The sequence below is a fragment of the Streptomyces sp. NPDC107538 genome (assembly GCF_055657445.1).
The window spans coordinates 89639-109209 of sequence record NZ_JBVKAY010000015.1 but is presented as its reverse complement, the minus strand read 5'-3'; the positions used below and the strand labels follow the sequence as shown (position 1 = coordinate 109209).

Sequence of the window (19571 nt, the reverse complement as noted above, 5' to 3'; positions counted from 1 at the left end):
ACGCCGCGAGGGCGGGGACCGTGTCGGCCCCCGCCCCTCGGCCGGTCAGTCTCCGACGGACTCGCCGGACTCGATACGCACCCCGCGCGCCCAGTCGGCGGCCCGCATCGGCTTCTTGCCCTGCGCCTGCACCCAGAGCAGTTCCACGGCGTACGAGCCGGTCCCGACGTACAGGTGGTTCTTGCCGACCTCCAGCGCCCCCGGGGCGAGTTCGGCGTGGTCGGGCACGGGCGCGACCTGGATGAGCTTCAGCCGCTCACCGCGGAACGTCGTCCAGGCGCCCGGCGCGGGCGTGCAGCCGCGCACCACCCGGTCGACGCGCAGGGCGGGCGTGGACCAGTGGATCTGCGCGTCCTCCACGGTGATCTTCGGAGCGAGGGTGATGCCGTCCCCGGGCTGGGGCACGGCCTTCAGGGTCCCGTCCTCGATCCCGTCCATGGTGGCGGCGAGCAGCCCTGACCCGGCGAACGCGAGCCGGGTCAGCAGGTCACCGCTGGTGTCCGTGGGCCGGATCATCTCGGTGACCGTCCCGTAGACCGGTCCGGAGTCGAGCCCCTCCTCGATCAGGAAGGTGGACGCCCCGGTGATCTCGTCCCCCGCCATGATCGAGTGCTGCACGGGGGCGGCGCCCCGCCAGGCGGGCAGCAGGGAGAAGTGCAGATTGACCCACCCGTGCGCGGGCACGTCGAGGGCGACGCGGGGCAGGAGGGCGCCGTACGCGACGACCGGGCAGCAGTCGGGCGCGATCTCCCTCAGCCGTGCGAGGAAGTCCTCGTCCCGGGGGCGGTGCGGCTTCAGCACCTCGATGCCGGCCTCCTCGGCCCGCTGCGCCACCGGGCTCGCGACCAGCCGCCGCCCCCGCCCCGCCGGCGCGTCCGGCCGCGTCACGACCGCGGCCACCTCATGCCTCCCCGACGCGAGCAGCGCGTCCAGCGCGGGAACAGCGACCTCTGGGGTACCAGCGAAGACAAGCTTCATGGATGACTGACGGCCTCTCACACGGAAATTCGTCCACCCCGCAGGCGACGACGCGGGACAACGCCCCAGTCTATGTTCCGCACCTGACCCGACGACGGTCCGCAGCCGCCGACGGCGAAGCACCCCCACAGGAGACCTGGACTCCTCCACCAAGGAGTAACGGGCGGTGCGCGGGTGGGAGACCCCCAAAACCCAGCCGCAGCGGGGGCGCACCCCCACCCACGCGCCCCACGCATATGCCCCCACGCCCCCACCCCGTTACCAGCGGAGCGAATTCGCGTTGGTCAAGAAAGAGTTGACACTACGGGCCGCAATCGCGGCACCTCCCCTTTTCAACGCCGGTTCGAGAGGCTTGTTCATGGCCGACCACGCAACCCACGACGCCCAGGCTCGGGCCAGCCTGCACTTGCTGGTGCGGGACATCGAGCGGGTCCGCCGGCAGGTGGACGCACTGCGCACCCTCACCGCCCAGTTGGGCAACGTCTACCGCCCGCGCCGCTCCGGCCCCTCCACGGGCTTCGTCGTCTACGGACGCGCCCCCGCCCCGACCGTCCGCCTCGCCCAGGAGCTGCGGGACAGCGTCGAGACCCTGGTCACGGCCGCCGTGGACTTCGACCGCTCACTCGGTTTCTCATGGGACGCGGTGGGCTCGGCCCTCGGAGTCACCAAACAGGCCGTCCACCGCCGTTACGGCGCCCGCCGTGCCGCCGCCCAGGCCGCGGCGGAGGCGGAGCGTACGGGAGAGCCCCAGGGCACCCGGACCGTCACCGTCGGCTCCGGCATCCCCACGGTCCCCGCGGCCCGCTCGATGCCCGCTCCCCTGCCGGCCTCGTTGCCCGCCCCGATGCCCGCGCAGATGCCGACCCAGCCGACAGCGGGCAGCCCCACCCTCCGCGAGGACGTCAGACCGACGGCGTTCCCCGGCCCGCGCAACGGCTGACCCACCCCGAACTGCCTCCCGGTCTCCGACCGGGAGGCAGTCGCACACCGGACGACACCCGATCCGCCCCGCCTCCGCTCCAGGCACGCACGCACGCAGCCGACGTACGCCCGACGCACAGCCGTCAGGCGGCGGACGGGCGGCTCACCCGATGTCCAACGGATCCACCCGGATCCGCACCCGCGCCCCCTCGCTCACCCCTCGCGCCATCCGCGCCGCCTGCGCACTCTTCAACGCGCCGGCCAGCGCCGCCCCGCTCCCCGGCGGCACCCGGATCAACGCCCGCTCCCACGACTCCCCCGCAGTCTGCTCCCCGGCCCGCCGCGCCCTCCGCGCAGCCGCACCCGCATCCGCAGCGGCCCCCGCCCCGGGGACCGGCGGCGCGGCCACCGGAACAGGCCCCAACACCTCGGCGTCCGACGGCAGTTCGACCGCTCCCAGAAAGTCGGCCACGGCCTGGGCGGGCCCGGACACCGCCGCCATCCTCGACACGGGCGGGAACCCCAGCTCGGCCCGCTCCGCGAGTTCCCGCACCGCGTGCCCCACCGGATCCCATCGCACGAGGGCCTGCACGGGCCGCAGGGTCGGTTCGGCGACCACGACGACCGTGCCGCCCACCCCCTGGTTCCGTACGAGTGCGGCGGCGCCGATCCACCGGCGCAGCGCGTCCTCCCCGGCCCGCAGATCGGGCCGTCCGAGCATGGCCCAGCCGTCGAGCAGCAGGGCGGCGGCGTACCCGCCCTCGGCGACCGGCTCGGCCCCGGGCGTGCTCACGACCAGCGCCGGTGTCCCCGGGACGGTGTCGAGCACATGCTCCCGCCCGGAGGTCCGTACGGGCACGGTGGGAAAGGCCCGCCCCAGTTCCTCGGCGGTCCGCCGCGCCCCGACGATCTGCGCCCGCAGCCGGTATCCCCCGCACTCGGGACAGTGCCAGCCGCCCTCCTCGCGCCCGCACCACCCGCACACCAGGGCCCCGGCGCCGTCCCTTGCCTCCAGCGGTCCCGCACAGTGCCGGCACCGCGCGGGCTCCCGGCAACGCGCGCACGCCATCCGCGGCACATACCCGCGCCGGGGCACCTGCACGAGCACCGGCCCGTCCCGCAAGCCGTCCCTGGCCACCTGCCAGGCCAGGCTGGGCAACCGCGCCGCCCTGGCCGCCTCGTCCCGGGCCAACTCCCCGTCCCCGACGGTCCGCACCAGCGGCGCGACGGTCCGCACCTGCTCCCGCCCGGCGACGATCGGCGCGGCCCAGCCACTCTCGACGAGCTGCGCGGCCTCGACCGTACAACTCCAACTCCCCAGCAGGAACGCGCACTTGTCCCGGGTGGCCCGCAGCTCCAGCACCTCCCGCACATGCGGGAAGGGAGCGTTGTCATCACTGTGACCGGCGTCGCCGTCGTCCCAGACGACGACCAGTCCGAGGTCCCGGACAGGCGCGAACATGGCCGCCCGGGTCCCGACCACGGCCCGTACGGCCCCTCGCCGGACGGCCAGCCACTCCCGGTACCGCTTCTCCTGCCCGGCATCGGCGGTCAGCAGCGCGTGCCGCCCCTCGCCGAGCAGCGCCCCGAGCGCCTCGTCGACCCGCGCGGCGGGCCGCCCGGCCGGGACGACGACGAGCGCCCCCCGCCCGGAGGCCAGCGTCGCCTGCACGGCACGCGCGATCTCCTCGGCCCACTCCGGCCCCGGCAGCGCCGTCCACACGGCCCGGGGCGCGCCCCCGCCGGCCAGCGCCCGCAGAAATCCCTCGCCCCGCCCGTACCGCGACCATGTTCCGGGCTCGGGCGGGACCGGAGGCGGCGCCGGCTCCCCCGTCTCCACGGCCTCCGCCCGGGCGTGCCGGGGCGGCACGGCCAGCTGCAGCACATCCGCGAGACTCCCCGCGTACCGGTCGGCCACCGCCCGCGCCAGCCCCAGCAGCTCCGGCCCCAGCACCGGCTCCGGCGAGACGACCTGCGCGAGCGCGGCCAAGGGCCCGGAGTAGTCCGATTCGGCGACCCGCTCGACGAGGAACCCGTCGATCAGCGAGCCGCCCTCCCGCCGCCCCTGCCTGACATTCCGGCCCCCGGCCCCGAACCGCACCCGCACCCGCACCCCGGGCTGAGCGACGGCGTCCAGCTCCTCCGGCACGGCGTAGTCGAAGTACCGATCAAGATGCAGCACCCCCTTGTCGACCAGCACCCGGGCGACCGGCAACTCCTTCGCCAGCGCCGCCCCCCGCCAGGTCCGCGGCTTGGCCCGCGGCACCTTCGCCTTCCGCACCGCCTCCCGAACGAGCGCGAGCTGCTCCGGCACCGCGTCCCCCGCCGCGCCACCACTCCTCTGCCCGCCCTCGCCACTCACACCACGCATTCTTCCAAACACCACTGACAGCCGACGCCGCCCTAGATCGCGGAACGCCGAGGCCCGGCATCCCCTGAGGGACGCCGGGCCTCGGCGGAGTACGGAAAGACGCGCGGCCTACAGCCCCGCCGCCGTGCGCAGCGCCTCGACGCGGTCCGTGCGCTCCCAGGTGAACTCGGGGAGCTCGCGGCCGAAGTGGCCGTACGCGGCGGTCTGGCCGTAGATCGGGCGGAGGAGGTCGAGGTCGCGGATGATGGCGGCCGGACGGAGGTCGAAGACCTCGTCGATGGCCTTCTCGATCCGGTCGGTGTCGACCTTGGCGGTGCCGAAGGTCTCGACGAAGAGACCGACGGGCTCGGCCTTGCCGATGGCGTACGCGACCTGGACCTCGCAGCGCGAGGCGAGACCGGCCGCGACGACGTTCTTGGCGACCCAGCGCATCGCGTACGCGGCCGAGCGGTCCACCTTGGACGGGTCCTTGCCGGAGAAGGCGCCGCCGCCGTGGCGGGCCATGCCGCCGTACGTGTCGATGATGATCTTGCGGCCGGTGAGGCCGGCGTCGCCCATCGGGCCGCCGATCTCGAAGCGGCCGGTCGGGTTGACCAGCAGACGGTAGCCCTCGGTGTCCAGCTTGATGCCGTCGTCCAGGAGGGCCTTCAGCTCCGGCTCCACGACGAACTCGCGGATGTCGGGGGCGAGGAGGGACTCCAGGTCGATGTCGCTGGCGTGCTGCGAGGAGACCACGACCGTGTCCAGACGGACCGCCTTGTCACCGTCGTACTCGATGGTGACCTGGGTCTTTCCGTCGGGACGGAGGTAGGGGATCGTGCCGTTCTTGCGGACCTCGGAGAGGCGCTTCGACAGGCGGTGCGCCAGGAAGATCGGCAGCGGCATCAGCGTCGGCGTCTCGTCCGACGCGTAGCCGAACATCAGACCCTGGTCGCCGGCGCCCTGCTTGTCGAGCTCGTCGTCGTCACCCTCGACCCGGTTCTCGTAGGCCGTGTCCACACCCTGCGCGATGTCCGGGGACTGCGCGCCGATCGACACCGACACACCGCAGGAGGCGCCGTCGAAGCCCTTCTTCGACGAGTCGTAGCCGATGTCCAGGATGGTGTCGCGCACCAGCTGGGCGATCGGCGCGTACGCCTTGGTCGTGACCTCTCCGGCCACATGCACCAGGCCGGTCGTGATGAGCGTCTCCACGGCGACACGGGACGTGGGGTCCTCGCGCAGGAGCGCATCGAGAATGGCATCGCTGATCTGGTCAGCGATCTTGTCGGGGTGACCCTCGGTCACAGACTCCGAGGTGAACAGACGACGGGACACAACGCTCCCTGGGGTTGCAGCGGCTGCTGGCTGATCATTGGCGGACGTGCTCGGGGGCTGCGCCCGGCGTCGTCCGAGAACAGTTTATCGGTCGGGCTCGGCCACCGGCCCACCTGTCTCGCCTCTCGGGAGCTCTGTGACCTGCGGCACGTGCATTCTGCCCAATGGCCGTCGCTGTCCGCCAGGGTCGCCACGCCTCAATGTGCGAGGTTCGCGGGTGACGTGACGCGAATGGCACTGTCAGCCGAGCCGGCTCGCGACGAGGTCCCACACCGTTTCGGCCAGGGCCTCCTTCGGGCCGTACGGCACCGGGGTCTCGCTGCCGTCGGCGCCCAGCACCACGGCCTCGTTCTCCTCAGAGCCGAAGGTCTTGCGCTCCCCCACCTCGTTCACCACCAGCAGATCGCATCCCTTGCGTGCCAGTTTGGCGCGGCCGTTGGCGAGGACGTCGTCGGTCTCGGCGGCGAAGCCGACGACCACCTGGCCGGGCCGGGGGCGGTCCGCGGAGATCTCCGCGAGGATGTCCGGATTACGCACCAGGACGATCGGCTCCGGTTCCTGACCGTCCTTTTTCTTGATCTTGCCGGATGCGTACGTCCGGGGGCGGAAGTCCGCCACCGCCGCCGCCATCACCACGACGTCCGCGTCCGGCGCCGCCTTGAGCACCGCCTCGCGCAGCTGGACCGCCGTGCCGATCCGGACGACGTCCACGCCCGCGGGGTCCGGCAGTCCGGTGTTGGCCTCGATCAGCGTCACCCTGGCGCCTCGCGCGGCAGCCGTACGGGCGAGGGCGTAGCCCTGTTTGCCGGAGGAACGGTTGCCGAGGAAGCGGACCGGGTCGAGGGGCTCACGGGTGCCGCCGGCGGTGACGACGACGTGCCGGCCGACGAGGTCCGGCTCGGTGACGCCCCGGGCCAGCACCCGGCGGCAGACCTCGAAGATCTCCACGGGGTCGGGCAGCCGTCCCTTGCCGGTGTCGACGCCGGTGAGGCGGCCCACGGCGGGGTCGATGACGAGGGCGCCCCGGCGGCGGAGCGTCGCCACGTTCTCCTGGGTGGCCGGGTGTTCCCACATCTCGGTGTGCATCGCGGGGGCGAAGACGACCGGACAGCGGGCGGTGAGGAGGGTGTTGGTGAGGAGGTCGTCGGCGAGGCCGTGCGCGGCCTTGGCCAGCATGTCGGCGGTCGCGGGGGCGACGACCACGAGGTCGGCCTCCTGTCCGATGCGGACGTGGGGCACCTGGTGGACGCTGTCCCAGACCTCGGTGGAGACGGGGTTGCCGGAGAGCGCGGACCAGGTGGCGGCGCCCACGAAGTGCAGCGCGGAGTCGGTCGGCACGACCCGGACGTCATGTCCGGACTCGGTCAGCCGGCGGAGCAGCTCGCACGCCTTGTAGGCGGCGATCCCACCACTGACCCCCAGAACGACTTTGGGCTTGCCCACTGTGCCTCCCCGCACTCGGAAAACGTCCGACGCCGTCCGACGTCCGACTCCATGACACACCACAGGCCCGGCAGGAGCACTGCCGGGCCTGTGGATAAACCCACTGCGATCTGCAAATAAGACTTACGCGGGGCCCTCGACGGCCTCGGACGTCAGCAGACCGGCGTTGATCTCACGCAGGGCGATCGAGAGCGGCTTCTCGTGGACGTGCGTGTCGACGAGGGGACCGACGTACTCCAGCAGGCCCTCGCCGAGCTGCGAGTAGTACGCGTTGATCTGGCGGGCACGTTTGGCCGCGTAGATCACGAGGCTGTACTTCGAGTCGGTGGCCTCAAGCAACTCGTCGATCGGCGGGTTGATGATGCCCTCGGGCGCGGAGATGGAAGAGGACACGCTCTACCTTCCGATGGATGGGAAAAGACTGGTCGTGATCACAGATCGGTCACGATCACAGAAAACGGACAGATGTCGTGATCACACAACATCCATCAAGGCTAGCAGCTCGCGGGCCACGTCCTCGACGGAGGTGTTGACCAAGGTCACGTCGAACTCCGGCTCGGCCGCCAGCTCGATCTTGGCCGCCTGCAGTCGGCGTTCGATCACGTCGGGCGGTTCGGTGCCCCGCCCGGTGAGCCTGCGTACCAGCTCCTCCCAGGAGGGCGGAGCCAGGAACACCAGCTGGGCGTCCGGCATGGTCTCGCGGACCTGCCGCGCACCCTGGAGATCGATCTCCAGCAGGACGGGCTCGCCCCGCTCCAGGCGTTCGAGCACGGCGCCCCGGGGGGTGCCGTAGCGGTTGCCGGCGAACTCGGCCCACTCCAGCAGCTCACCGTTGGCGATCAGCTTGTCCATCTCGTCGTCGGTGACGAAGAAGTAGTGGACTCCGTGCTGCTCACCAGGGCGCGGCTTGCGGGTCGTTGCCGACACCGAGAGCCAGACCTCGGGGTGTGCCTTGCGCATATGGGCGACGACCGTGCTCTTGCCGACCCCGGAGGGGCCGGAGAGCACGGTCAGCCGCGGACGTACGTCCGGGGGCTCGGGGGTCGTCCCCCGGAATGTTGCAGCCATGCAGCGATTATTCCAGCAATCCCGGAGTGCCCGGGACTCCCTTCCCGTCAGGGGACGGGATCAGGAACCGGTGCTGCCGAACTCACGCTCCAGGGAAGCGATCTGGTTGGAACCGAGGCCGCGTACACGACGGCTCTCGGAGATGCCGAGTCGCTCCATGATCTGCTTGGCGCGGACCTTGCCCACGCCGGGCAGCGACTCGAGCAGCGCGGAGACCTTCATCTTGCCGATGACGTCGTTCTCCTGGCCCTGCTTGATGACCTCGTGCAGGGAGGCGCCGGAGTGCTTGAGTCGATTCTTGACCTCGGCCCGCTCCCGGCGAGCCGCGGCGGCCTTTTCGAGCGCGGCTGCGCGCTGTTCAGGGGTAAGGGGCGGAAGAGCCACGCCTACGTCACCTCGGATGTCGAACTGTCGGATACGGACCGGTGAGGAACCTAGTCGCCCCACACCTGGGGAGCCACGAGCAACACGCTTGCCCGTTCACCCTGCTCGGAGACTAGCGGCCAAGTCCGCCAGAGTCAGCGAGAACAGCGGAAAAGTCCTGGTCAGCCTCCATGGAGTCGGACATAAGCCTCATATCGCCCCGGATTTGAGGATGTATTCAGACTCAAGGCGGCCGGGAACCGACCCCCGGCCACTCATCGGAGGTCTCAGGCGGCCGTCGTCGCGGTGCGGATCTCGTCCGCGAAACGACACGAGGCGTCACGCAGCGCGACGACGTCGGGACCGTGACGAAGGACACCTCGGCTGACGTTCGGCACCACATGGCGCACGGCCGCCCCGAAGACCGCCGGAAGATCGGCCGGCGTGGCCCCCTGGGCGCCGATCCCGGGCGCGAGGAGAGGTCCGTTGATATTCAGGTCGTACGACGAGAGGTCACCCAGCGTGGCGCCGACGACCGCGCCGAAGGACCCCAGGGGCGTCTCCCCCGCGTTCTCGGCGGCCAGGTGCGCCAGCATGGTCGCGCCGACGTTCCGCCCGTCGCCGCGCACCGCGTGCTGCACCTCCCCGCCCTCCGGGTTGGAGGTGAGCGCCAGCACGAAGAGCCCGGCGCCGCTCTCACGGGCCAGCTCCACGGCGGGCTTCAGGGAGCCGTAGCCCAGGTAGGGCGAGACGGTCAGCGCGTCCGAGAACAGGGGCGCGTCCTTGTGCAGAAAGGTCTCGGCGTACGCGGCCATGGTGGAGCCGATGTCACCGCGCTTGGCGTCCATGACGACCAGCGCGCCGGCCGCCCGTGCCTCCTGGACGGACTTCTCCAGCACCGCGACGCCGCGCGACCCGAAACGTTCGAAGAACGCGCTCTGCGGCTTGAGGACGGCCACCCGGTCCGCCAGCGCCTCCACGACCGTGCGGCTGAACCGCTCCAGCCCGGCGATGTCGTCGTCCAGGCCCCACTCGGCGAGCAGGGAGGCGTGGGGGTCGATGCCGACGCAGAGCGGCCCGCGCTCGTCCATGGCACGGCGCAGCCGCGCACCGAAGGACTCGGTCATACCGTCTTCCTCACGTCGGCGCCGACCGCGTCGGCGAGGGTGGCGTACGGGCTCGTGCGCAGGCGGGCGGCGAGGCCCTTGTGGACGGAGCGCGCCCAGAAGGGGCCCTCGTAGACGAAGGCGCTGTAGCCCTGGACCAGCGTGGCGCCCGCCAGGATGCGCTGCCAGGCGTCCTCGGCGTTCTCGACGCCGCCGACGCCCACCAGGGTGATCCGGTCGCCCACGCGCGCGTAGAGGCGGCGCAGGACGGCGAGGGAGCGGTCCTTGACGGGGGCGCCGGACAGACCGCCCGTCTCCTTCACCAGGGTGGGTTCGGAGGTCAGACCGAGTCCCTCGCGCGCGATGGTGGTGTTCGTGGCGATGATCCCGTCCAGGCCGAGTTCCACGGCGAGGTCGGCGACGGCGTCGATGTCCTCGTCGGCGAGGTCCGGCGCGATCTTCACCAGCAGCGGCACACGGCGGGTGCGGACCGTACGGTCGGCGGCCTCGCGGACGGCCGTGAGCAGCGGGCGCAGTGCCTCGGTGGCCTGGAGGTTGCGCAGGCCGGGCGTGTTGGGCGAGGAGACGTTGACGACCAGGTAGTCGGCGTACGGCGCGAGGCGCTCGGTGGACTTCACGTAGTCCCCGGCGGCCTCGTCCTCCGGGACGACCTTGGTCTTGCCGATGTTGACGCCCACGACGGTCCTGAAGACGGGCGTACGGGAGGCCAGGCGGGCCGCGACGGCGAGGGAGCCCTCGTTGTTGAAGCCCATGCGGTTGATCAGGGCGCGGTCGGCGACCAGGCGGAACAGCCGCTGCTTGGGGTTGCCGGGCTGGGCCTCGCCGGTGACCGTGCCGATCTCGACGTGGTCGAAGCCGAGCATCGACATCCCGTCGATCGCGACGGCGTTCTTGTCGAAGCCTGCGGCCAGCCCGAACGGGCCGTGCATCCGCAGGCCGAACGCCTCGGTGCGCAGCTCCTCGTAGCGGGGCGCGAGCGCGGCGGCGAGGAAGGTGCGCAGGACGGGGATGCGGACGGCGAGGCGGATCCAGCGGAAGGCCAGGTGGTGGGCCTGTTCGGGATCCATCCGTTGGAAGACGAGCCGGAAGAAGATCTTGTACATGTTCGTGTCCTCGAAGGAGCGCCTCATGGAAGAGGTCTCGCGAAGAGGGGGACACCGTTTCCGGTGTCCCCCTCAGGGCTGCTAGTCGCGGGCCGCGATCAGGTGTTCGGCGTGTTCCTGGAGCGAGCGCACGCCCACGTCTCCGTGGTTGAGCGCGTCGATGCCCTGGACGGCGGCGGCGAGCGCCTGGACCGTCGTCAGGCAGGGCACGGACCGGGCCACGGCCGCCGTACGGATGTCGTAGCCGTCGAGGCGGCCGCCGGTGCCGTACGGGGTGTTGACGATGAGGTCGACCTCGCCGTCGTGGATGAGCTGGACGATGGTCTTCTCACCGTTCGGGCCGGTGCCCTCGGACTGCTTGCGCACGACGGTGGCGTTGATGCCGTTGCGCCGGAGCACCTCGGCCGTGCCGGACGTGGCGAGCAGCTCGAAGCCGTGGGCGACCAGCTCACGCGCCGGGAAGATCATCGAACGCTTGTCGCGGTTGGCGACCGAGATGAACGCGCGGCCCTTGGTGGGCAGCGGCCCGTACGCGCCGGCCTGCGACTTGGCGTACGCCGTGCCGAAGACCGAGTCGATGCCCATGACCTCGCCGGTGGAGCGCATCTCCGGGCCGAGGATGGTGTCGACACCGCGCCCGTGGATGTCGCGGAAGCGCGACCACGGCATCACGGCCTCCTTGACGGAGATCGGCGCGTCGAGCGGCAGCTCACCGCCGTCCCCGTTGGCCGGAAGCAGACCCTCGGTCCGCAGCTCGGCGATGGTCGCGCCGAGCGAGATCCGGGCGGCGGCCTTGGCCAGCGGCACCGCGGTCGCCTTCGAGGTGAAGGGGACCGTGCGGGAGGCGCGCGGGTTGGCCTCCAGGACGTAGAGGATGTCCCCGGCCATCGCGAACTGGATGTTGATCAGACCGCGCACGCCGACGCCCTTGGCGATGGCCTCGGTGGAGGCGCGCAGCCGCTTGATGTCGAAGCCGCCGAGGGTGATCGGGGGGAGGGCGCACGCCGAGTCGCCGGAGTGGATACCGGCCTCCTCGATGTGCTCCATGACGCCGCCGAGGTACAGCTCGTGGCCGTCGTACAGGGCGTCCACGTCGATCTCGATGGCGTCGTCGAGGAAGCGGTCGACGAGGACCGGCCGGGAGGGGCTGATCTCAGTCGACTCGGCGATGTACGACTCCAGGCGGGCCTCGTCGTACACGATCTCCATGCCGCGTCCGCCGAGCACGTACGACGGGCGGACCAGGACCGGGTAGCCGATCTCGTCGGCGATGGCCTTGGCGCCGGCGAAGGTGGTCGCGGTGCCGTGCTTGGGCGCGGGGAGTCCGGCCTCGGCGAGGACCTGGCCGAAGGCGCCGCGGTCCTCTGCGGCGTGGATGGCCTCCGGCGGGGTGCCGACGACAGGGACGCCGTTGTCCTTGAGCGCCTGCGACAGGCCCAGCGGGGTCTGGCCGCCCAGCTGGACGACGACGCCCGCGATCGGGCCGGCCAGCGACTCGGCGTGCACGATCTCCAGCACGTCTTCGAGGGTCAGCGGCTCGAAGTAGAGGCGGTCGGAGGTGTCGTAGTCCGTGGAGACGGTCTCCGGGTTGCAGTTGACCATCACGGTCTCGTAGCCCGCGTCGCTCAGCGCGAAGGAGGCGTGGACGCACGAGTAGTCGAACTCGATGCCCTGGCCGATGCGGTTCGGGCCGGAGCCGAGGATGATCACGGCCGGCTTCTCGCGCGGGGCGACCTCCGACTCCTCGTCGTAGGAGGAGTAGAAGTACGGCGTCTTCGCGGCGAACTCGGCGGCGCAGGTGTCGACCGTCTTGTAGACCGGGCGTACGCCCAGCGCGTGCCGGACCTCGCGCACGACGTCCTCGCGCAGCCCGCGGATCTCGGCGATCTGCTGGTCGGAGAAGCCGTGGCGCTTGGCCTCCGCCAGCAGGTCCGGGTCGAGCTTGTCGGCGGCGGCCAGCTCGTCCGCGATCTCCTTGATCAGGAAGAGCTGGTCGACGAACCACGGGTCGATCTTCGTGAACTCGAAGACCTCCTCGGCCGTGGCGCCCGCGCGGATGGCCTGCATGACGGTGTTGATGCGCCCGTCGGTCGGCCGGACCGACTCCTCCAGCAGCTCCGCCTTGTCGCCGGGCTCGCCGACGAAGACGAACTGGCTGCCCTTCTTCTCCAGCGACCGCAGCGCCTTCTGCAGCGCCTCGGTGAAGTTGCGGCCGATCGCCATGGCCTCGCCGACCGACTTCATGGTCGTGGTCAGGGAGGAGTCGGCGGACGGGAACTTCTCGAAGGCGAACCGCGGGGCCTTGACGACCACGTAGTCGAGCGTCGGCTCGAAGGAGGCCGGGGTCTGCTCGGTGATGTCGTTCGGGATCTCGTCGAGCGTGTAGCCGACGGCGAGCTTCGCGGCGATCTTCGCGATCGGGAAGCCGGTCGCCTTGGAGGCCAGCGCCGAGGAACGGGACACGCGCGGGTTCATCTCGATGACGATGACCCGGCCGTCCTCGGGGTTGACCGCGAACTGGATGTTGCAGCCGCCGGTGTCCACGCCGACCTCGCGGATGATCGCGATGCCGACGTCACGCAGCACCTGGTACTCGCGGTCGGTCAGCGTCATCGCGGGCGCGACCGTGATCGAATCGCCGGTGTGGACGCCCATGGGGTCGAAGTTCTCGATGGAACAGACGACCACGACGTTGTCGTTCTTGTCGCGCATCAGCTCCAGTTCGTACTCCTTCCAGCCGAGGATGGACTCCTCCAGGAGCACTTCGGTGGTGGGAGACAGGGTCAGGCCCTGGCCGGCGATGCGGCGCAGCTCCTCCTCGTCGTGGGCGAAGCCGGAGCCGGCGCCACCCATGGTGAAGGAGGGGCGGACGACGACGGGGTAGCCGCCGAGGGTCTCGACGCCCGCGAGGACGTCGTCCATGGAGTGGCAGATGACCGAGCGGGCGGACTCGCCGTGCCCGATCTTGGCGCGGACGGCCTCGACGACGTCCTTGAAGAGGTCGCGGTCCTCGCCCTTGTTGATGGCCTCGACGTTGGCGCCGATCAGCTCGACGCCGTACTTCTCCAGCGTCCCGGCCTCGTGCAGCGAGATGGCCGTGTTGAGGGCCGTCTGACCGCCGAGGGTGGGCAGGAGGGCGTCCGGGCGCTCCTTGGCGATGATCTTCTCGACGAACTCGGGGGTGATCGGCTCGACGTAGGTGGCGTCGGCGATCTCCGGGTCGGTCATGATCGTCGCCGGGTTGGAGTTGACGAGGATCACGCGCAGGCCCTCGGCGCGCAGGATGCGGCATGCCTGGGTGCCGGAGTAGTCGAACTCGGCGGCCTGGCCGATGACGATCGGGCCGGAGCCGATGACCAGGACGGACTGGATATCGGTGCGCTTAGGCACGCTGGCCCTCCATCAGGGATACGAAGCGGTCGAACAGGTAGGCGGCGTCGTGCGGGCCCGCTGCCGCTTCGGGGTGGTACTGGACGCTGAAGGCCGGCCGGTCGAGGAGCTGGAGCCCCTCCACCACGTTGTCGTTGAGGCAGACGTGGGAGACCTCGGCGCGGCCGTAGGGGGTCTCGGAGACCTGGTCGAGCGGGGCGTCGACGGCGAAGCCGTGGTTGTGCGCGGTGACCTCGACCTTGCCGGTCGTACGGTCCTGCACCGGCTGGTTGATGCCCCGGTGGCCGTACTTCAGCTTGTAGGTGCCGAAGCCGAGCGCGCGCCCCAGGATCTGGTTGCCGAAGCAGATGCCGAAGAGCGGGGTGCCGCGCTCCAGGACCGCCCGCATGACGGAGACCGGGTGGTCGGCGGTGGCCGGGTCGCCGGGGCCGTTGGAGAAGAAGACTCCGTCCGGGTTCACGGCGTAGACGTCCTCGGCGGTCGCCGTGGCGGGCAGGACGTGCACCTCGATGCCGCGCTCGGCCATGCGGTGCGGGGTCATGCCCTTGATACCGAGGTCGACGGCGGCGACGGTGAACTTCTTCGTGCCGATCGCCGGGACGACGTACGTCTCCTTGGTGGCGACCTCCGCGGAGAGGTTCGCGCCCTTCATCTCGGGGGCCTCGCGGACCTCGGTGAGCATGACGCCCTCGTCGGGCAGCGCGTTGCCGGAGAAGATGCCGACGCGCATGGCGCCGCGCTCACGGAGATGGCGGGTCAGAGCGCGCGTGTCGATACCGGAGATGCCGACGACGCCCTGGGCGCGCAGTTCGTCGTCCAGGGAGCGCCGGGAGCGCCAGTTGGAGGGCACGCGCGCGGGGTCGCGGACGACGTATCCGGAGACCCAGATCTTCTTCGACTCGGGGTCCTCGTCATTGACACCGGTGTTGCCGACGTGCGGGGCGGTCATGACGACGACCTGGCGGTGGTACGACGGGTCCGTCAGCGTCTCCTGGTAGCCGGTCATCCCGGTGGAGAACACGGCCTCGCCGAAGGTCACCCCCACGGCCCCGTAGGCACGGCCGCGGAAGATCCGGCCGTCCTCCAGGACGAGTACGGCGGGAACCCTGGTGGCTCCCCGGGTGGAGGTCGTCATCGTGCGCCTTCCGTTTCCGTCTTGTTGATCATCTGGTTCAGGGTCTCGACCCACTCGTTGTGCTCGGCCGCGCGGTCGGAGCGGAACCCGGAGTCGAGCAGCCTGCCGCCGTGCTCCCAGGTGACGATCAGCAGCCCGCCCTCGGTGAGGACCTTGCCGGCGATGCCCTTGTCGAGCCGGGCCTCGCGCAGCGCCTCGACCGGGACGAAGAAGTCCGTCGCTCCGGGGCGTACGACGTCCAGGCCCGCGTCCGTCAGGGTCAGCTCGACCCGGCTGCGGGTGCCCAGGCCGTGCGCCACGATCCGGTCGAGCCACTGCCCGGCGGTGGTGGAGCCGTGGTAGCGGCCGCTCATCGTCAGTCTGGCCGCACCGGGCTCCTCCGGCGAGGTGGGCAGCTCCGGAAGATCGCCCTGGAGCGTGCCGCGCCACTTCCAGCCCTCGCGCATCAGCCAGTAGACGAGCGCGACGAAGAGGGCGAGTCCGACGACCCAGCCGATGCGCGCGGCCCAGTCGGTGACCTCGGCCGATTCCTTCTCGGCGGCCAGCAGAATTACAGGTGTCACGTGAGCTTCCCGTCGACGAGCGTGGCCTTGCCCCGCAGCCACGTGTGCGTGACACGGCCCGGCAGCTCGCGGCCCTCGTAGGGGGTGTTGCGGCTGCGCGAGGCGAAGCCCGCGGGTTCCACCGGCCCACGGTATGCCGTGTCGACGAGCGTGAGGTTGGCGGGCTCACCTGCCGAGACGGGACGTCCGTGACCGGACGCCTGTCCGATCTTCGCGGGCTTGACGGACATGCGGTCCGCGACGCCCGCCCAGTCGAGCAGACCGGTGGCCACCATCGTCTCCTGGACCACCGACAGCGCGGTCTCCAGGCCCACCATGCCCATGGCGGCGGCGGCCCACTCGCAGTCCTTGTCCTCGTGCGGGTGCGGGGCGTGGTCGGTGGCCACGATGTCGATCGTGCCGTCGGCGAGCGCCTCGCGCAGGGCCAGCACGTCGCGCTCGGTGCGCAGCGGCGGGTTGACCTTGTAGACGGGGTTGTAGGTGCGCACCAGCTCGTCGGTGAGGAGGAGGTGGTGCGGGGTGACCTCGGCGGTGACGTCGATGCCACGGGACTTGGCCCAGCGGACGATCTCGACGGACCCGGCGGTCGACAGGTGGCAGATGTGGACGCGCGAGCCGACGTGCTCGGCGAGCAGGACGTCCCGGGCGATGATCGACTCCTCGGCCACCGCCGGCCAGCCGCCGAGGCCCAGCTCCGCGGAGACGATGCCCTCGTTCATCTGGGCGCCCTCGGTCAGCCGGGGCTCCTGCGCGTGCTGGGCGACGACCCCGCCGAAGGCCTTCACGTACTCCAGGGCGCGGCGCATGATCACCGCGTCGTCGACGCACTTGCCGTCGTCGGAGAAGACGGTGACCCCGGCGGCCGACTCGTGCATGGCCCCCAGCTCGGCGAGCTTCTTGCCCTCCAGGCCGACGGTGACGGCGCCGATCGGCTGGACGTCGCAGTAGCCGTGCTCCTGGCCGAGCCGGTAGACCTGCTCGACCACACCGGCGGTGTCGGCGACGGGGAAGGTGTTGGCCATGGCGAAGACGGCCGTGTAGCCGCCGGAGGCCGCCGCGCGCGTGCCGGTCAGCACGGTCTCGGAGTCCTCGCGGCCGGGCTCGCGGAGGTGGGTGTGCAGGTCGACGAGGCCCGGCAGCAGCACCTTGCCGTCTGCCTCGACGACCACCGCGCCCTCGTCCGACAGGCCGGTGCCCACCTCGGCGATGATCTCGCCGTCGATCAGGACGTCCTGCGGCTCGCCGCCCAGCACCTTCGCACCACGGATCAGGATCTTGCTCATGGACTTACTTCTCCTCGGTGGTGCGGAATTCAGAGGTGGGCGCGAAGCGCCTCGTTGAAAGGGTGGTGGCGGGCGACGGGTGGGCGACGGCGGGCTCGTTGCCGCCCAGCAGCAGGTACAGCACGGCCATGCGGATGGAGACGCCGTTGGCGACCTGCTCGACGACGGTGCAGCGGTCGGAGTCGGCGACCTCGGCGGTGATCTCCATGCCCCGGACCATCGGGCCGGGGTGCATCACGATGGCGTGCTCGGGCATCCGCGCCATGCGGTCGCCGTCGAGGCCGTACCGCCGCGAGTACTCGCGCTCGGTCGGGAAGAACGCGGCGTTCATCCGCTCCCGCTGCACCCGCAGCATCATCACCGCGTCGGACTTGGCGAGCGTGCTGTCGAGGTCGTACGACACCTCGCAGGGCCAGGTCTCGACGCCGACCGGGACCAGGGTGGGCGGGGCGACCAGGGTGACCTCGGCGCCGAGGGTGTGCAGCAGATCGACGTTGGAGCGGGCGACACGGCTGTGCAGGACGTCGCCGACGAGCGTGATCCGCTTGCCGGACAGGTCCTGGCCGAGCCCGGCGTCCCGGCCGACGAGACGGCGGCGCATGGTGAAGGCGTCCAGCAGTGCCTGGGTGGGGTGCTGGTGGGTGCCGTCGCCGGCGTTGATCACGGCGGCGTCGATCCAGCCCGAGGTCGCCAGGCGGTACGGGGCCCCCGAGGCGCCGTGCCGGATGACGACCGCGTCGACGCCCATGGCCTCCAGCGTCTGGGCGGTGTCCTTCAGGGACTCGCCCTTGGACACGCTCGATCCCTTGGCGGTGAAGTTGATGACGTCCGCCGAGAGGCGCTTCTCGGCGGCCTCGAAGGAGATCCGGGTGCGGGTGGAGTCCTCGAAGAAGAGGTTGACGATCGTGCGGCCGCGCAGGGTCGGCAGTTTCTTGATCGGCCGGTCGGCGACCCGGGCCATCTCCTCGGCGGTGTCGAGGATCAGGACGGCGTCGTCACGGGTGAGGTCGGCGGCCGAGATGAGATGACGCTGCATCTTTCAGGCTCCGTAAGGCAGTTCGGGAGATTACGGGCAGTCAGGGGCATCGCGAGGGGACGTACGGCACAGGGCCGCACGCGCGCGTGCTACTGCTGGGCGGTCCGCTTCGCACCGAGCAGGACGGTGTCCCGACCGTCCTCCTCGGCGAGCTGGACCTTGACCGTCTCCCGCAGCGACGTGGGGAGGTTCTTGCCGACGTAGTCGGCGCGGATGGGCAGTTCGCGGTGGCCCCGGTCGACGAGGACCGCGAGCTGCACCGCGCGCGGGCGGCCGATGTCGTTCAGCGCGTCGAGCGCCGCGCGGATCGTCCGGCCGGAGAAGAGCACGTCGTCGACGAGGACGACCAGACGGCCGTCGATGCCGTGACCGGGGATCTCGGTGCGGGCCAGCGCACGCGGCGGGTGCATGCGCAGGTCGTCGCGGTACATGGTGATGTCGAGCGAGCCGACCGGGATCTTCCGGTCGGTGATCTCGGCGAGCTTGGCGGCGAGCCGCTGGGCGAGGAAGACGCCCCGGGTCGGAATGCCGAGGAGCACCACGTCGTCGGCGCCCTTGGCACGTTCGACGATCTCGTGGGCGATACGGGTCAGCACGCGCGCGATGTCGGGGCCTTCGAGAACGGGCCGCGCATCGGACGACTGCGGATCCTGGGGCAGGTCCTGCCGCGTGTTCTGCGGGTCTTGCGTGTCCATAAGAAACGGACCTCCTTCTCCGCCTCACGGGACGGACCTTAAAGGACGTCGGATTTGCGCCGTCAACGTTAGCAGGCCCCGACAACGCCCCTGATCACCCCCCTGGCCCAACGGAACGCGGTTACCACGGAAGAGTCGGTCCGGACCATTCGGCTTGACGGGGCAGAGTCACGCTGCGTAACCTCACAGTGAGTCACCAGCCTTCGTCCGGGGAGCTATATGTCCAGCGAATACGCCAAACAGCTCGGGGCCAAGCTCCGGGCCATCCGCACCCAGCAGGGCCTTTCCCTCCACGGTGTCGAGGAGAAGTCCCAGGGACGCTGGAAGGCGGTCGTGGTCGGTTCGTACGAGCGCGGCGACCGCGCCGTCACCGTGCAGCGCCTCGCGGAGCTGGCGGACTTCTACGGGGTCCCTGTGCAGGAGCTGCTTCCTGGGACGACCCCTGGTGGCGCCGCCGAGCCGCCGCCGAAGCTGGTCCTGGACCTGGAGCGTCTGGCGCACGTGCCGGCCGAGAAGGCGGGCCCGCTGCAGCGTTACGCGGCGACGATCCAGTCCCAGCGCGGTGACTACAACGGCAAGGTGCTCTCGATCCGCCAGGACGACCTGCGCACACTCGCCGTCATCTACGACCAGTCCCCCTCGGTCCTCACCGAGCAGCTGATCAGCTGGGGCGTCCTGGACGCGGACGCGCGTCGCGCGGTCTCCCACGAGGACAGCTGACACCCCGGGCAGCGCCCAGCAGAAACGTGCCGCCGGGGTGCCCCGAACCATTCGGTTC

The 19571-nt window shown here is 71.0% G+C and carries 17 protein-coding genes; 2 read left to right on the top strand and 15 right to left on the bottom strand.

Translation table 11 applies throughout. The features are described 5' to 3' along the window. Positions 1-45: 45 nt before the first annotated feature. A complete protein-coding gene (fmt, locus tag ACZ7MG_RS36080) occupies positions 46-978 on the bottom strand; it encodes a methionyl-tRNA formyltransferase (protein WP_471389881.1) in 933 nt (310 codons plus the stop codon). A 358-nt stretch (positions 979-1336) separates the two neighbouring features. Between fmt and ACZ7MG_RS36075 the strand changes: the two genes are divergently transcribed. Next, complete coding sequence (locus ACZ7MG_RS36075; protein WP_471389878.1) at positions 1337-1918, top strand: hypothetical protein; 582 nt, start codon at positions 1337-1339, stop codon at positions 1916-1918. 144 nt (positions 1919-2062) lie between these two features. Here the strand turns inward: ACZ7MG_RS36075 and ACZ7MG_RS36070 are convergent, their stop codons facing one another. The 14 genes from ACZ7MG_RS36070 to pyrR all read right to left on the bottom strand — a co-directional run bounded on the left by ACZ7MG_RS36070 (position 2063) and on the right by pyrR (position 18793). Further along, complete coding sequence (locus tag ACZ7MG_RS36070; RefSeq protein WP_471389875.1) at positions 2063-4261, bottom strand: primosomal protein N'; 2199 nt, start codon at positions 4259-4261, stop codon at positions 2063-2065. A gap of 117 nt (positions 4262-4378) precedes the next feature. Next, on the bottom strand, positions 4379-5587 hold the full coding sequence (gene metK / locus ACZ7MG_RS36065; protein WP_471389873.1) for a methionine adenosyltransferase: 1209 nt from the start codon (positions 5585-5587) through the stop codon (positions 4379-4381). Positions 5588-5827: 240 nt separating this feature from the next. Next, positions 5828-7030 carry a bifunctional phosphopantothenoylcysteine decarboxylase/phosphopantothenate--cysteine ligase CoaBC gene (gene coaBC / locus ACZ7MG_RS36060; protein ID WP_471389871.1) on the bottom strand — a complete coding sequence of 401 codons (1203 nt, stop codon included), beginning with the start codon at positions 7028-7030 and terminating at the stop codon, positions 5828-5830. Positions 7031-7153: 123 nt separating this feature from the next. Next, the gene (gene rpoZ / locus ACZ7MG_RS36055) at positions 7154-7423 is read right to left on the bottom strand and encodes a DNA-directed RNA polymerase subunit omega (protein WP_005485492.1); all 270 of its coding nucleotides are present in this window, start codon (positions 7421-7423) and stop codon (positions 7154-7156) included. An 81-nt stretch (positions 7424-7504) separates the two neighbouring features. Then, positions 7505-8098: a guanylate kinase gene (gmk, locus tag ACZ7MG_RS36050; protein WP_471389869.1), complete on the bottom strand. Its 594-nt coding sequence runs from the start codon at positions 8096-8098 to the stop codon at positions 7505-7507. A 60-nt stretch (positions 8099-8158) separates the two neighbouring features. Continuing rightward, positions 8159-8482 (bottom strand): integration host factor, encoded by a 324-nt coding sequence (locus ACZ7MG_RS36045; RefSeq protein ID WP_003977346.1) that lies wholly within the window; start codon positions 8480-8482, stop codon positions 8159-8161. 266 nt (positions 8483-8748) lie between these two features. Then, positions 8749-9588 (bottom strand): orotidine-5'-phosphate decarboxylase, encoded by an 840-nt coding sequence (gene pyrF, locus ACZ7MG_RS36040; RefSeq protein ID WP_471389866.1) that lies wholly within the window; start codon positions 9586-9588, stop codon positions 8749-8751. Further along, positions 9585-10691 carry a quinone-dependent dihydroorotate dehydrogenase gene (locus ACZ7MG_RS36035; RefSeq protein WP_471390002.1) on the bottom strand — a complete coding sequence of 369 codons (1107 nt, stop codon included), beginning with the start codon at positions 10689-10691 and terminating at the stop codon, positions 9585-9587. The genes pyrF and ACZ7MG_RS36035 overlap by 4 nt, the downstream gene beginning before the upstream one ends. 81 nt (positions 10692-10772) lie before the next feature. After that, the gene (gene carB / locus ACZ7MG_RS36030; RefSeq protein ID WP_471389863.1) at positions 10773-14081 is read right to left on the bottom strand and encodes a carbamoyl-phosphate synthase large subunit; all 3309 of its coding nucleotides are present in this window, start codon (positions 14079-14081) and stop codon (positions 10773-10775) included. Then, positions 14074-15216 (bottom strand): glutamine-hydrolyzing carbamoyl-phosphate synthase small subunit, encoded by a 1143-nt coding sequence (carA, locus tag ACZ7MG_RS36025; RefSeq protein WP_471389860.1) that lies wholly within the window; start codon positions 15214-15216, stop codon positions 14074-14076. Before carA ends, carB begins: the two co-directional genes overlap by 8 nt. Further along, positions 15213-15779, bottom strand: coding sequence for a PH-like domain-containing protein (locus tag ACZ7MG_RS36020; protein ID WP_471389857.1), 567 nt, complete (start codon positions 15777-15779; stop codon positions 15213-15215). Before ACZ7MG_RS36020 ends, carA begins: the two co-directional genes overlap by 4 nt. Further along, a complete protein-coding gene (locus ACZ7MG_RS36015) occupies positions 15776-17062 on the bottom strand; it encodes a dihydroorotase (RefSeq protein ID WP_471389854.1) in 1287 nt (428 codons plus the stop codon). The genes ACZ7MG_RS36020 and ACZ7MG_RS36015 overlap by 4 nt, the downstream gene beginning before the upstream one ends. A gap of 4 nt (positions 17063-17066) precedes the next feature. After that, positions 17067-18098: an aspartate carbamoyltransferase catalytic subunit gene (locus ACZ7MG_RS36010; RefSeq protein ID WP_392311847.1), complete on the bottom strand. Its 1032-nt coding sequence runs from the start codon at positions 18096-18098 to the stop codon at positions 17067-17069. Between the two features lie 89 nt (positions 18099-18187). Beyond that, the gene (pyrR, locus tag ACZ7MG_RS36005) at positions 18188-18793 is read right to left on the bottom strand and encodes a bifunctional pyr operon transcriptional regulator/uracil phosphoribosyltransferase PyrR (protein WP_471389852.1); all 606 of its coding nucleotides are present in this window, start codon (positions 18791-18793) and stop codon (positions 18188-18190) included. A 219-nt stretch (positions 18794-19012) separates the two neighbouring features. Here pyrR and bldD point away from each other — a divergent pair, with 219 nt between their 5' ends. After that, positions 19013-19513: a transcriptional regulator BldD gene (gene bldD / locus ACZ7MG_RS36000; RefSeq protein ID WP_007380685.1), complete on the top strand. Its 501-nt coding sequence runs from the start codon at positions 19013-19015 to the stop codon at positions 19511-19513. Positions 19514-19571: the final 58 nt, after the last annotated feature.

Coding starts and splice junctions, on each gene's coding strand:
- gmk (WP_471389869.1), bottom strand. CDS start 8,098: ATGGCTGCAACATTCCGGGGGACGACCCCCGAGCCCCCGGACGTACGT.
- ACZ7MG_RS36015 (WP_471389854.1), bottom strand. CDS start 17,062: ATGAGCAAGATCCTGATCCGTGGTGCGAAGGTGCTGGGCGGCGAGCCG.
- ACZ7MG_RS36075 (WP_471389878.1), top strand. CDS start 1,337: ATGGCCGACCACGCAACCCACGACGCCCAGGCTCGGGCCAGCCTGCAC.
- carA (WP_471389860.1), bottom strand. CDS start 15,216: ATGACGACCTCCACCCGGGGAGCCACCAGGGTTCCCGCCGTACTCGTC.
- pyrF (WP_471389866.1), bottom strand. CDS start 9,588: ATGACCGAGTCCTTCGGTGCGCGGCTGCGCCGTGCCATGGACGAGCGC.
- fmt (WP_471389881.1), bottom strand. CDS start 978: ATGAAGCTTGTCTTCGCTGGTACCCCAGAGGTCGCTGTTCCCGCGCTG.
- ACZ7MG_RS36010 (WP_392311847.1), bottom strand. CDS start 18,098: ATGCAGCGTCATCTCATCTCGGCCGCCGACCTCACCCGTGACGACGCC.
- pyrR (WP_471389852.1), bottom strand. CDS start 18,793: ATGGACACGCAAGACCCGCAGAACACGCGGCAGGACCTGCCCCAGGAT.
- bldD (WP_007380685.1), top strand. CDS start 19,013: ATGTCCAGCGAATACGCCAAACAGCTCGGGGCCAAGCTCCGGGCCATC.
- ACZ7MG_RS36035 (WP_471390002.1), bottom strand. CDS start 10,691: ATGTACAAGATCTTCTTCCGGCTCGTCTTCCAACGGATGGATCCCGAA.